The organism is Nocardia sp. NBC_00403 (assembly GCF_036046055.1).
Lineage (GTDB): Bacteria > Actinomycetota > Actinomycetes > Mycobacteriales > Mycobacteriaceae > Nocardia.
In genome coordinates, this window is record NZ_CP107939.1 from 3,414,867 (window position 1) to 3,427,262 (window position 12,396).

General features: G+C 63.9%; 9 protein-coding genes and 3 pseudogenes. 4 read left to right on the forward strand and 8 right to left on the reverse strand.

Going from position 1 to position 12,396, the window contains the following annotated elements:
* Positions 1-22: 22 nt before the first annotated feature.
* The 4 genes and pseudogenes from OHQ90_RS14930 to OHQ90_RS14945 form a co-directional block, all read right to left on the reverse strand.
* Positions 23-1,198, reverse strand: coding sequence for a hypothetical protein (locus OHQ90_RS14930; RefSeq protein ID WP_328410987.1), 1,176 nt, complete (start codon positions 1,196-1,198; stop codon positions 23-25).
* Positions 1,195-2,052, reverse strand: a complete 858-nt coding sequence (locus OHQ90_RS14935) for a serine/threonine protein kinase (protein ID WP_328412843.1) — start codon at positions 2,050-2,052, stop codon at positions 1,195-1,197. The genes OHQ90_RS14930 and OHQ90_RS14935 overlap by 4 nt, the downstream gene beginning before the upstream one ends.
* Before the next feature lie 204 nt (positions 2,053-2,256).
* Positions 2,257-2,595: pseudogene (locus OHQ90_RS14940) on the reverse strand (hypothetical protein); the annotation flags it as partial.
* A gap of 244 nt (positions 2,596-2,839) precedes the next feature.
* A complete protein-coding gene (locus tag OHQ90_RS14945; RefSeq protein ID WP_442941400.1) occupies positions 2,840-3,805 on the reverse strand; it encodes a deazapurine DNA modification protein DpdA family protein in 966 nt (321 codons plus the stop codon).
* A 56-nt stretch (positions 3,806-3,861) separates the two neighbouring features.
* Here OHQ90_RS14945 and OHQ90_RS14950 point away from each other — a divergent pair.
* Positions 3,862-5,021 (forward strand): annotated as a pseudogene (locus OHQ90_RS14950) (IS3 family transposase).
* A 620-nt stretch (positions 5,022-5,641) separates the two neighbouring features.
* Here OHQ90_RS14950 and OHQ90_RS14955 read toward each other — a convergent pair.
* The gene (locus OHQ90_RS14955; protein ID WP_328410991.1) at positions 5,642-6,325 is read right to left on the reverse strand and encodes a recombinase family protein; all 684 of its coding nucleotides are present in this window, start codon (positions 6,323-6,325) and stop codon (positions 5,642-5,644) included.
* A 443-nt stretch (positions 6,326-6,768) separates the two neighbouring features.
* Here OHQ90_RS14955 and OHQ90_RS14960 point away from each other — a divergent pair, with 443 nt between their 5' ends.
* Positions 6,769-7,194: a DNA-directed RNA polymerase subunit alpha C-terminal domain-containing protein gene (locus OHQ90_RS14960; RefSeq protein ID WP_328410992.1), complete on the forward strand. Its 426-nt coding sequence runs from the start codon at positions 6,769-6,771 to the stop codon at positions 7,192-7,194.
* Positions 7,195-7,415: 221 nt separating this feature from the next.
* Positions 7,416-7,592: a hypothetical protein gene (locus tag OHQ90_RS14965; RefSeq protein ID WP_328410994.1), complete on the forward strand. Its 177-nt coding sequence runs from the start codon at positions 7,416-7,418 to the stop codon at positions 7,590-7,592.
* Positions 7,593-7,968: 376 nt separating this feature from the next.
* Here OHQ90_RS14965 and OHQ90_RS14970 read toward each other — a convergent pair whose 3' ends face one another.
* Positions 7,969-8,481 (reverse strand): type VII secretion system-associated protein, encoded by a 513-nt coding sequence (locus OHQ90_RS14970; protein WP_328410995.1) that lies wholly within the window; start codon positions 8,479-8,481, stop codon positions 7,969-7,971.
* Positions 8,482-8,613: 132 nt separating this feature from the next.
* On the opposite strand from OHQ90_RS14970, the gene OHQ90_RS14975 reads away from it, so the two are divergent.
* Positions 8,614-9,474, forward strand: coding sequence for a hypothetical protein (locus OHQ90_RS14975; RefSeq protein WP_328410996.1), 861 nt, complete (start codon positions 8,614-8,616; stop codon positions 9,472-9,474).
* Between the two features lie 82 nt (positions 9,475-9,556).
* Here OHQ90_RS14975 and istB read toward each other — a convergent pair.
* Together istB and istA are read right to left on the reverse strand one after the other, a co-directional pair.
* Positions 9,557-10,476: pseudogene (gene istB / locus OHQ90_RS14980) on the reverse strand (IS21-like element helper ATPase IstB).
* A complete protein-coding gene (gene istA / locus OHQ90_RS14985; RefSeq protein WP_328410998.1) occupies positions 10,473-12,146 on the reverse strand; it encodes an IS21 family transposase in 1,674 nt (557 codons plus the stop codon). Before istA ends, istB begins: the two are co-directional and overlap by 4 nt.
* Positions 12,147-12,396: the final 250 nt, after the last annotated feature.

Here is a 12,396-nt window from a genome sequence, read left to right on the forward strand (position 1 = left end):
CCGACTTCACGTTCGTAAAGTTTCACCGCTCAGCGCGGACATACGCCTCAAAGCCACTACGCATTCCCTCCAACCACATGGCCTTCTCTCGGCGGCCAACGTCCTTCGACCTGAGGGCGATCGCATGGTTCCAAGACAAGTCCGCACCGACGAACATGCGGTGCACCTCCGCAAACCGGTCGGTATGCAATGGTCCTGATTTCAGAACCGAGGCCACTTGTTTGCGGAGGGCGCTGAGGTGCTGCTCGCGATGTTCGCGCATGTCGGCCGGGATTGGTTCGCCCCATCGCATTGTTTCAGCGAATTTCGGTGCGAGGTCGTGAAGGCCGCGGGCGGTCGTTTCGGTAAAGCGCGCCAGTAGAGCTGGGTGAGGGCTGTAGTTAACGTTCTTGCCGCCGGGTTCGGTCCCCCTGAAGCTGTCCGGATTACACACCCGCTGTCCCTGGTCCCATCCTGTGCCGACGGTGTCGGCGCCCGCTGCCGCAGCGATGATTCCAAGATAATCCGTGTAGCCGGCGACGACTCGACTACGCAGCGCGAGCGAGTGGATCGAACGGAGCCAGCCAGCGATTGCGTCAGCATCAGTCAAATCGGCTGGATAGCCTGACCGGTCGCGTAGTGGGATCACGTAGTAGGCCTTGGGGCGCAGGCGCGCGACCTTCCCCATAAACGCGTCGAGGGCGGGCCCAGCGCGCCAGAAGCTATTCACCCCGCAGATGGTGAGAATGCATCCTCGCTGTTGTCGGATGGATTCTGCGGCAAGTTCGAGCGCCGTTGCAGCAGTCTGGCCGGTCGGACTGTCGACGGCCACTGTAGGCGCTAGGAACGGAACATCGAGATCAGACTGAATGGCGAATACTCCGCGGACGTGGTCAGCGATCGCGTCAGCATCGCGGAGATCGCCGCGAGTGTGGTGCGGCCAGAGCGGCCACTGGTCGTAGACCTCCCATTGATCAGTGCTAGGTAAGGTCGCTGCCCATGTTGCGGAGTCAAAGAGGATCTCGGGTCCGATCTCCTCAAATATTGAGCCGCCGCGCAGGTCCGCTATAACATTCTGAGCCGACGGATGCCGAGGGACCGATACTGGTGGCGTACAGAATGGGTTGAGGATCGCACCACCTGCCAAGCCCGCAGTCACCGTCTCCTTCAGCCAACCCAAATGTCCTGGGCGGCGGCCATCGTGCAAAAGGATCGTCACCGGGCCGTCCCGGTAGTGATCTCGTTGAGGGCTTCGAGCAATTCAGCCGCATCCAGGTACCGTCTGGCTGGTTGCCTGTTCAGGCAACAATCGATGATCGTGGCAAACCCGTCATCGAGGTCCGGCCGTAGTGTCTTGACCGGCGCGGGCTGCTGTTGCACTAGCCGTCTGAAGTACTCGTCCTCAGCGCCGCTGGGGTCGATCGGATACATCCCAGTCAGCACAACGAACCCGAGGATCCCGACGCCGTAAATATCCGAGAAAGTGTCAGGGGTCCCGCCAGGAACCTGCTCCGGGCTGCGGAACCCAGCCGTCCCTGGTTGGTACAGACCGGTGAGCGACATCTCGGCGAGGTGGCGGGCCAGGCCGGGATCGAGGAGCGTCCACGTGCCGTCGTTCCGGCGACGGACGTTCCCTGGGCTCAGATCACGATGAACGACCTCGTCGTCATGAAGGTGGGTCAACGCTCGCGCGAGACCAAGGATGAGATCGAGCGCCTCTTCCTGGGGCCACGGGTTGCCAGTAATCAGATCGAGGAGGTCCTGGCCGTCGAGCATCTCTTCCAGCCAGCCGACGGCAGATGGCTGGGCGGGGTCGCCCACTGTTGCCAGTCCGCTACGGAGAGCGACAATGCGCCGCCCGGCAGCATTCGACACCTTGGCCAGCAGCGCGACCTCACGCTTGGCTCGCTCTAGTACGACTGCCTGGTTGGGCGGTAGGACTTCGACCGCCTTCAAGACGACGTTCTCTGTGCCCCGTTTGGCTGCGAAGACTCGCTTCTGTCCACCCGGTCGAAGTGGCCGGAGATCTGTTACCCCCAGCGTCTTGGCCACATCTTCGTAGAACTCAGTCACCCCACTGCCTCCCGTGTCGCTGTGCGGAGATTGCCAGCGACCTATAGGTATACGCCACTTGCCGACTGATTCGGAGCAGAAGTATGCATTAAAATGAGAGGTCCAGGTTGTGGCGACCGGGAACCCGTTAGATGTAGTCGTCGGACCCTGTTCGGAATCGTATTCGCGGATGTAGGCCCATTCGCGGGCCAGGGTGCCGTTGAATCGTTCGACTTTCCCGTTCGTGCGGGGCGTATAGGGCCGGGTGCGTTTGTGCACGGTCGCAGTCGATTCCAGAACGTGCCCACCGGCCGGACCGGTAGCACGAACCGTTGTCGGTGAGAACGCGCCGCAGGTCGGTAATGCCGTGCTCGGCGAAGAATCCGGCCGCGCAGCCACCAGTCCGCGGCGGTGACAGCCTTCTCGTCGTCGAGGGCCTCGGTGTAGGCCAGCCGTGAGTGATCGTCGAGCGCGGTGTGCAGGTAGGTGTAGCCGCCGCGCCCGGTACCGGGGCCGACGTGTTTGGCGGCCAAGGCTTTCGGGCTGCCGCGCCCGTGTCCGCACCAGCCGCCGCCGGTCGGGATGCGGCCGAGCTTCTTGACGTCGACATGGATCAGGCTGCCGGGCTCGGTATCGACGCGTTCACAGAGTCGTCGGCGGCCTCGGGGGTCAGGGGTGCGTTTTCGGTGAGGCATTGTCCGCGGCAGCTGCCGCAGAGCAGATCGCCGTGGCGAGGGTGTGCGGGTGGTGGTACATGCGTTCCTCCCGACTGGACCGCATCGTCGCGAACCTCTTCGAGCAGAGCAGGTCAGGCGATGTCGAACAGTGCCGGATCCGTCGGATCGGCTTTCTCATGATGGCCTCGGGCACCGACAGGTTCGGGGGCGGTGTCGGCGAGTTCGGCGGCGGTGAGGGTGGCGATGATGTGATCGGCGGCGGCGCGGGTCGCCGGTTCGCTGTCGACACCCCATTTCTGTCGCAGCGCGCGAAGTTGGTCCACGAGCTGCCCGTGATCGGGTTCGGCGAGGATCTGTCCGACTCGGGCGGGGCTGAGATCCATGAGGGTGGCGATCTGGCGCACGCTCATGCCGTCGCGGTGGGCCCACCGGATGCTGGTGTCACGTTCGAGGCGGGCGGCTTCATCACGGAATCCAGACAGCGCCAACCGGTGTGAAGTGCGGGTGGTTCTGTCCAGTTTTCTGGACACCGAGCGACGGGAAGGGTTCTGGCAAATCGGGGTTCGGGTGGCGTGCCCGGCCAACGAGGCGAGGACCTTTTCGCGCCATTGGAAGGCCCAGCGCAGACAGTTGGCGCAGTTGATGTGTCCGGTGCAGCCGGGTAGCAGGATCTTCTCTTTGCGGGCGGTGTCGGACCAGGCGGTGCTGTCGGAGGAGGCCAAGAGTGACCCGTAGTCGGCGAGCCCGGAGGTTTTGATTCCGAACCCGTGCAACCGGATTCCGGGGACGGCGTCGGTGATGGCGGTGATGATCTCGGCGGCTTCGCTGGTGTTCTGGCGGCGGCAGACACTACCGATCGCGACGATCGGTTCGGCGGCCAGATCGATACCGGCCTTGGCGTAGAGGTCCAGGCACAACTCGTAATCGGCGCGTGTGAAGCCTTGAACGGTGGGTGCGATCGGCAGATCCGGTGCCAGCGAACGCAAGTCGAGCAGATTGCCGACGCTGCGGTGCAGGTGCTCGGTCACCGACAGTCCGGTGCCGGCGAAGACGGTTGGGACTGCTGCACGGATAGGTGACAACTTGACCTGCCCCACCCCTTGGGTTCCAGTTCCAGTGGCTAACTGACAGCCTTTACGAAAGGCTGAACGCCGTGCCCCGCCCCTACCCTCCCGAGTTCCGTGCGCGAGCAGTCGCGCTGGTACGCGCAGGCAGACAAGCCAAGCAGACAGCCGTCGAGCTAGGCATTCATCCAGTGACGCTGTCAAAATGGGTCCGTCAAGACGAGATCGACCGCGGACTGCGACCCGGTACCTCCTCTACCGAGTCGGTGCAGTTACGGGCGGCGCGGCGACGGATCTCCGAACTGGAAAGCGAGTTGGCGATCATCCGCCAAGCAACGAAATTCCTCGGCGAGGACAAGCCCCGCCCAAAAGGGTCTACCCGGTGATCGACGCTCTCGTCGACGCCGGGGCCCCAGTGGACCGATGCTGCCGAATCCTCGGAATTACTCGCCAGAACTACTACAAGCACAAACGCACCCCGACCACACCCACCCAGCTGCGGCGCCAGTGGCTGACCGGGCTGATCCGTGAGGTCCACGTCGCCTCCCGGGGCACTTACGGGTACCGCAGAATCCATGCCGAACTCACCCTCGGTATGAGCGTGCAGGTCTGCTCGCGAACGGTGTCGGTTCTGATGACCCAAGCCGGCATCTACGGGCTGCCCGGGCCGACGCGGGTCAAACGCCTGCGCGGCGTCGCGACTGCCGATGATCTGGTTAACCGCAAGTTCCACCGGCTGGCGCCAAATGAGTTGTGGGTCACTGACATAACGCAACACAGGACGCGAGAAGGCTGGGTCTACTGCGCTGCGGTTCTCGACGCGTTCAGCCGTCGGATCGTGGGCTGGTCGATCGATTCCAAGCAGGACGCGACCTTGGTGGTCAACGCCTTGGACATGGCTATCCGTAATCGCCATCCCGCTCCCGGTGGGGTCGTGCATGCTGACCACGGCACCCAATTCACGTCCTGGGTCTTCGGCGAGAAGATCCGCTCCGCGGGTCTGCTGCCCTCGTTCGGCACCGTCGGCGACGGACTCGATAACGCGATGATGGAAAGCTTCTGGTCCTCGATGCAGATCGAGCTACTCAACCGCAAGAAATGGAAGACCCGAATCGAGCTCGCCAACGCGATCTTCGACTACATCGAGATCTTCCACAACCGCCAGCGGCGCCACTCCGCCCTGGGCTACTCCACTCCGATCGAGTACGAATTATCCTTCGACAACAACAACATCCGCGCTGTCAGTTAGCCACCACAACTGGAACCTAACTGGTGGGGCAGGTCAACCTGTCACCTGGTCGTGCAGCAGTCCCCTGCTCGGCGAGACGCTGGTAGCTGGCTGTCTTTTGGTCTCGCCGCCACCGCGCCGACTCCGATCGGGTATCCCACAATCGACCGATCGCCACCCCGAGAACTCCTGCCAATGCTGCTAATAGCGCGGCTGTCACAACGCCCCCATCCCCGGACCGTCAGGTAGACAGCCCGACATGCCATCGTTCTTTTGATGTTCGGCTCAGGATAAGGCGGCTCGGTCGCCACAACGTCTTTCGCCGCATTTCTTGGCGTAAGTCCGCCAGGCTCGCTTCCCGTGTGGGTGAGGGTCAGTACTGTGCGCACATGGTCTTCCCTGACGGCGGGCCAGATTCATCGGGTTGGCGATAACGCAATGAAGGCGCCCCCCGAGTGGAACCGGTGGCGCGCCTTCATTCTGCCCTCTGGGCGCGGTTCCCTCAGGGAGCACGCATCTGTCGCCCCATCTCAGGGCGAATCCCCGCGTGTGCGGGGCAGGTAGTACGTCGATCCCCGCGTGTGCGGGGTACCCAGGCGGGAGCTAGTCAGGCCCACTGCTGGTTTGGCCGTGTCGGGTGACTAGTCCAACAGGCGGCCGACGACGTCTTGAACCCAGCGAGCGAATGAGAAGACCAAAGGACTCCACGTCGCCGCCCGATCCTTCCACTTTTCTCGACGGTTGCGAGCCTCGTGGTCATCAGACATCTGCCACACCTCCTCTCTCAGCGATTTCGGCCCCCCGTACGGGTGGGCCGAGTGCGCCGATGAGTAGGTGCGTTCCGAGGATACCCCTTGTGTGACTGCTGGTTTGCTCGCTACATGGTGGGGGGAGCGGGGCGGCTGCTGGTTGCTGGCACGACTCCCATCGCCGAGTTCGGGAACGTACTTGTAGATCGTCGAGCGTGAGACCCCAAGCAGGCGGGCGACCGAGGAAACCGTCTCCTCCGGGCGGGTTCGGATCGCTTTGGCCTGGTGGGCGTGCGTGGCCATCACCAGGGGCCGGCCGAGGCGTTGCCCGCGGGCGCGGGCGGCGGCGAGGCCCTCATTGGTGCCGTCGATGACCAGCTCGCGGATGAACTCCGCGAGCGCGGCGAAGGCGTGGAAGACCAGGCGCCCGCCGGGGGTGGTGGTGTCGATCGCTTCGTGCAGGGACCGGAATTCGATGTCGCGCTTGCGAAGACCGGTCACGATCGAGATCAGATCTTGCAGGGAGCGGCCGAGCCGGTCCAGTGACGGCACAACCAGAGTGTCGCCGGATCGCACGCAGTAGCGATGGAATCATCTGTCGCGCAACAAGTCCGACAACAGAATGTGTCGGTGGGTGCCGTCATACTCCGTGGCTATGGCTGTCCATCAAGTACGAGCTCATATGCGCAAGGGGCGCTCTGTGCGGGCGCATGCACGGCGGTCACGGGGACGTGCGCTGATAGTCGGGGGCGGAGCAAGCTGGTCGCCGCTGGGGTTTCTTGCGGTCGGCGGAGTTGCGGTATTCGGTGTCGTCGCCGTACTCGTTGGAGGGGGCGGGCATCGTTCCTCCCATGTCCGGCCGACCGCGCCGGCGGTTGGGGTTCCGCATCCGGTTGCGCCGACGTCGGTGCCCCCGCGCGGGAATGTTCAGTGCTTCCCGTTCCAGGTGGACTGCTGAACGATGAGCTCCGCCGCCTGACCGCGATAAGGCCCGCATCGCAGTGGTTACGGTGGAGCGGATGAGCGAAACCACCGCGCCGCAGGATCCGGCGACGACCCGGTTGTGCACGATGTTGAGCCCTCGTGTCGCGCACATGCTCGGGCGGGAAGGGATCGACACCCTCGCCGATCTAATGGACTACACCCGGTCCGACCTGGAGGCCCTTCGCAGTTTCGGCACGCTGACGATGGCCGAGATCGACGACGCGCTGGCCGCCCGCGGACTCTGCCTGGCCGGCCGCGACCCCGACCGAGGTTCCACTCTCGCCGAGGAGTTCCGTACGGTGCTCGACCAACGCAACCAGCTCTTGGCGCTGATCGAGCGAATCGCCGATGCAGTCGGCACATCCGAGGGACTCCGCGACATCACCACGACGATGGACGGCATGGACCTCACGCCCACCATGCGCCAGATCGCGGCCACTCACCACCACACCGCCCGCTGACCCGGTCTCACCCCGGCCCGAGACCCCGCTTGACCCTTCAGCTTTCGGCCCGACAAACATCCGGATAGGTGTCGGTGCCCGAGCGCACCCCGGATCCATGAGCGACTACGACTCCGTGAACGCCGCCAACGCCGAGGCCGCCCGGGCGGCGGGTTGGCCGGACCTCACAGGTGCACCCAAGCAGATCTCGTGGGGGATCACCTGCCGCGCGGACAAGGTGCGTGAACTGGAAGCCACGGACCACGGACCTGCCCGAGGCGGAGAAGACCCGGTGGCGCGAGGCGATGCTGCGTGAGACCCACGCCGGCAATTGGATCGACTACCGCAGCCAGCCCTGGGCCGTGGCGGGTCTGGCGAACTTCACCGAGGAGGAGCGGACCGCCCTCTTCGGCTTCTGACCTTCATGGAGATCATCGACCGCTGGGCCGACAACGCCTTGCAAGGCATCGGCCTCTGATCGCACGACACGCCAAAGTTCGGTGTCGCCGGTGAACTTCAGATCCCAAGGAGGATGCGCTTACTCCGGGCTGTTGAGTCAAGCGGGAACAAGTCGGGGGCGCCGAGGATCTGTTTGAAGCAGTCGATTGCATCCTGTAGACCCCGCTGCGCCCGGCTACCTCGGGCCCGAGCGCGGCTGCGGGTTCGTCTGGCACACCGTGGTCGGTGTCGGTGTCGGTGTCGGTGGTGTGTTGGTGATGGTGCCGCGGTCCGATGATCCCGACACTTTCTGCAACGGGGCCCAACGGCAATGTGGTCAGGTAATTTCCGTGTCGATCAGCGTGGGATGGAGGCAAGCCGGAACGGTGCGGCACCGGTGGGATTCAGGAAGATCTCGACACCGGTGGGTAGAATTTCGGCGAGTTTCGCCCCGTGTATGGACTGCCATCGGTCGACGTCGATTCCGGTCTTCTGCAGTTCCGCGGTAGCAACGACCACACAAGGGATTCCGTCCGGGCTGGCACCGATCAGCGGCCTGCCATGCTCATCACACCCGACCGCCACGACCGAGTCGCGGACCATCGCGGTCAATTCGTCACCGAGCCGACCATCTCCACCGGCAGTGATCCGCCGCAGGACGGCATCAATGGGGTCGGTCGGGACGGTTTCGGCGCTGGGTCGATACTCGGGATTCGGTTGAAAAGGACCGATCGTGCCGTCGTCTTCTTGAAGCCATCCGCCGACCATCATGTCGGACGGAAGCGCGGACTGCGCGCTCGTCTCCCACGCCGGGTCGACCAGCACGAACCAGTCACCTTGGCGGATCACTCCGGGAACCGACTCGTCCACCGCCCTGCTTTCTGCCGGAGCCTCATCGTTGCCAACACCTCGTGCGGCTGTCGCTCAGGCTAGCATCGCGCACTTCACGAGCGGTCTTCCTTCCCAGTGTTGGCATGGCACTACAGTGTTTCCGGAGATGACATGACCTCGCCGATCCGCATAATGCAGAATGCCACCAAACGCGTGGCCGACGGTTTCTTGGCCGTAGCGAAACATACACCGGAAAGCCATTTCGGTGCTCCTCTTGGGGAAGTAGCGACGGAGCTGGGCGGCGCAGACTTCGCTTCCAGCCGGAATATTCTGGTGGGCACCGATCCTCTCACCGGAAAGTCTCGCTCATTCGAGATCGGCGACATCGAGAGCTTCCCGTTGGCGGATTCGAGCGGAAAGGTAATCGGCGTAGGGTTTCCGACCCGGCAAGATGAGAACTGGGTCAATTGGGCCCGCGCCGATCAGCGATGGTCCGACCGTTGCTATTCGACCAGCGAACCCGTCGCTGTCGAAAACCCCGACGGAAGCCGACGGCTCGAATTTCCCGAAGCCAAGCAGGCACCCTGGGACAGCGGCGAGGGGCAGCCGCCGACCTATGTCTTCGCCCACGGCACACCCGACGGTGAAGTTGCGGTTCGAATACCGTCGGAGAGTGGAGAGACTGCGAACATCCTTGTAGACAAGCCTTCCTTCGGCCGCATCCTCGCCGCCAACCGCCACTATCGCCAAGCCATCGAAGAGAACAGCCGGAAAACGGTAGCTGCCGGATGCTACGCAGACTCGGCGGATGCGGAAGCAATGGCCTCGGAGCTGTGGGCAGCCGGAATCGATACCGAAGTCTATGCATTCAAACCGGCGACCGCCACTTTGTGGTGGAACGACCCGACGAACTCCCGCGTCGCCGGATCATGGCTTTCGGCCACAACAAGCCATCCCTCGGAGCAGGAACTTCTCACGGACCCCATCACGCACTACGCGCCCTCTGTCCGAAAGATCGACGACAGTGGTTGACACTCGACAGGCGACAGGCGACGAGCGGCGACACTATCCGGCCGTGAGCGAGGTCGTTGTCCGGGTTCGTCGGATCGGGTGGCTATTCGCTCGAGGGTTTGCGTGCTGATTTGGATCGGTTCGTGGGGGTGTTGGGTGCCGGTGATCGTGGGGACGAGGTTGTGGTTGTGGAGTTTTGACCGGTCCGTGTTTTGGCGTGTTGTGTTTTCGAGTGGGCGAGTCGGTAGCTGTCGGTGCCGGTGTGGATGATGGTTCCGCCGTAGGTGAGTCTGTCGACAATTGCGGCGCAGAGGCGAGGGTCGGTGAAGGTTTTCGTCCATCCGGAAAATGCTTCGTTGGTGCGATAGCGACGCTGTTCTTTTCCTCACGCTCGGTCAATACCTGGAACAGGAGTTCGGCTCCGCGTTTATCCAGTTCCATATAGCCGAGTTCCTCGATGCATAAAAGATCCACTCGCCCGTAGCGGTTGATGGTTTTGGCGAGTTGTTTCTCGTCCGCGGCTTCGACGAGTTCATTGACCAGTTTCGTGGCGAGAGTGTAGCGCACTCGATAACCTTTTTCCGCGGCGGCGGTGCCGAGCGCGATGAGGAGGTGTGATTTGCCGGTGCCCGAATCGCCGATGAGGCAGAGGGGTTCGCCTTTGCGGATCCAGTCGGCGGCGGCGAGGGTGTGGATGGTCGCGGCGTTGATGTTGGGATTGGCCTCGAAGTCGAAGTCCCCGAGCCATTTCTGGCGGGGGAACGCGGCGGCTTTGACCCGGCGCAGGGTAGAGCGGCGGTCTCGGTCGTCGCATTCGGCGAGCAGCAACTCGGCGAGGAAGCCCTGGTAGGTCAGTTGTTCGCGGTTCGCGGCGGTCAACGCTTCGTCGAGAACGGCGCGGATCGTGGGCAGGCGTAGTCGCCGGCAGGCCTGGTCGACGGCCGCGGCGGCGGCTTGTTCGGTCAGCCCGCGGCGTCGCCGCAGGGTGGTGGTGATCTGGGAGGGCGGGGTGGCTGGGCTCATGAGGCGCTGCTCTTTTCGCTGTCGGTGGGTGGTGTGGTCGGGGTGGCGCGGCGGGGCAGGAGCTCGTCGTAGGCGGTGACACTCGGCAAGGGCCGCGGATCCGGAGGCAGCCCGGCGATGATCGCGGCCGGATCGGTGAGCCGGCGTTGTGTCAGGCTGACGACTCGCTGCCGGGGGCCGACAGTGCTGTGGTGACGGCCCAATTCGGCCCCGCCGGGGTTGCTGGTGGCGTGGCGTCGGGCCTCGACCGCGACGATATCGGCGTTGACAGCGCCGACCTTGAGGGCGGCGCTGATTCCGGCGATGACATCGGTGGGGTTCATGCCGCGGTGCAGCAGCAACACCTCGATCATCTCCCGGGTGCCTTCGGCGTCGCCGTTGACCCGCCGCGCCGCCGCCCAGAACGCTTCGTGGGCGGGGGTGAACACTCCCGCCGCGCGGGCCTGGGCCAGCGCCGTCGAACCGGGGAACGCACCCGGTTTGATCTTCAAAACTTCCAGGTAATGGTCCAGTTGCACCGAACACCCGGTGCGAGCGGCAATTCTGCGGTGACGGGCAACGACTTTCGCTCCCTCGTAGATCACCAGCTGGGATGCCTGCAACGACACCCGCACCTTGCGACCGATCAACCGTGCGGGCACCGAGTACTTCACCATCCTCACCGTCACCAACGCTGAGCGATCCACGCGCGGATGCAGGATCAGGCCAGGATCGAACTCCTCGACTGGCAGCGGCGCCAAAAGCGGTGCCTCGATCGAGAAGTCGTGGGCGATCGTGTTCACCCGCCCATCGATCCGCCGCTGCTGGTCACCGATCTCCCACTCGCGGATCAGGTCGTTGAGTTCGTCGAGGGAATCGACCACCGGCATCGGCGTCAACCGGTTGCGTCGGAAACGGCCGACCTCGCCCTCGACGCCGCCTTTCTCATGCGACCCGGCCAAACCCGGTTGGCAATAAAACGGATCGAAGCCGTAATGCGAACAAAACAACACCCAGCGCGGATTCTCCGCCCGCCGCCGATCACTGCCATGCAATACCAGCCGCACCGCGCTCGTCAGATTGTCGTACCGAATATGACGCGTCGGGACACCGCCGATCGCGGTGAACGCCTCGATACGGCCTTCCAGGAACGCTTCCTGCCCCGCCGTCGGATAAACACGGTGAAGCGACCGCCCCGAATAGGCGAGCCAGAAAACAAACATATGACACCGGGTTTTCACCCCGCCCAGCATCACCCACACCTCACCGAAATCGACCTCGGCTTCCTGGCCGGGTAGGCGCTGCTGCGGGATGAACGCCTCGACACGACGACCGGCCTCCAGATCGATCTGCACGCGCCGGACCCGCACATAATCACGGACCGTCGAATACGACAGCTCCCTCGCACCGTGTTCCTCGATCAGCCGGGCCAGAGTCCGCCGGACGGTATGGCGCTGTTTGCGCGGCGCGGTCGTGTCCTCCACCAGCATCGCGTCGATCGCGGGTTTGAACGCGTCCAGCTTCGGCGCCCGCCGCACTGGCGCTTTCCGCGCCGGTGGCACCGCGCCCGCCAAAGCTTGGCGCACCGTCCGCCGATGCACCTGATGTCGGCGAGCCAGCTCACGAATAGAAAGACCCTCGACACGAGCATCACGCCGAATGGCAGCAAACAACTCCACCCGAGGCTCCATCCCGGACCCCTTCCACCAGCTCGAAAACGACCATGTCGAAAACGAGCTTGGGGGTGGGGCCAAATCAAACCGTCACAACCCACCCGGCGCGCCGCAAATGGGGCCACATCAGACCGTCACGCCGGGGCCAAATCAGGCTGTCACAGCCAGCCAAGCAGACGCACACCATCAGGCTGTCGGTCATCTGGCGAGTTAACGTCGCCCGCATTCGAATCCCCACTCGTCACGATGCACCATCCTGCACGGTCTA

Bases quoted from the DNA above. Each gene is read 5' to 3' on its own strand.
- istA (WP_328410998.1), bottom strand. From the start codon at position 12,146: ATGGAGCCTCGGGTGGAGTTGTTTGCTGCCATTCGGCGTGATGCTCGT.
- OHQ90_RS14975 (WP_328410996.1), top strand. From the start codon at position 8,614: ATGACCTCGCCGATCCGCATAATGCAGAATGCCACCAAACGCGTGGCC.
- OHQ90_RS14960 (WP_328410992.1), top strand. From the start codon at position 6,769: ATGAGCGAAACCACCGCGCCGCAGGATCCGGCGACGACCCGGTTGTGC.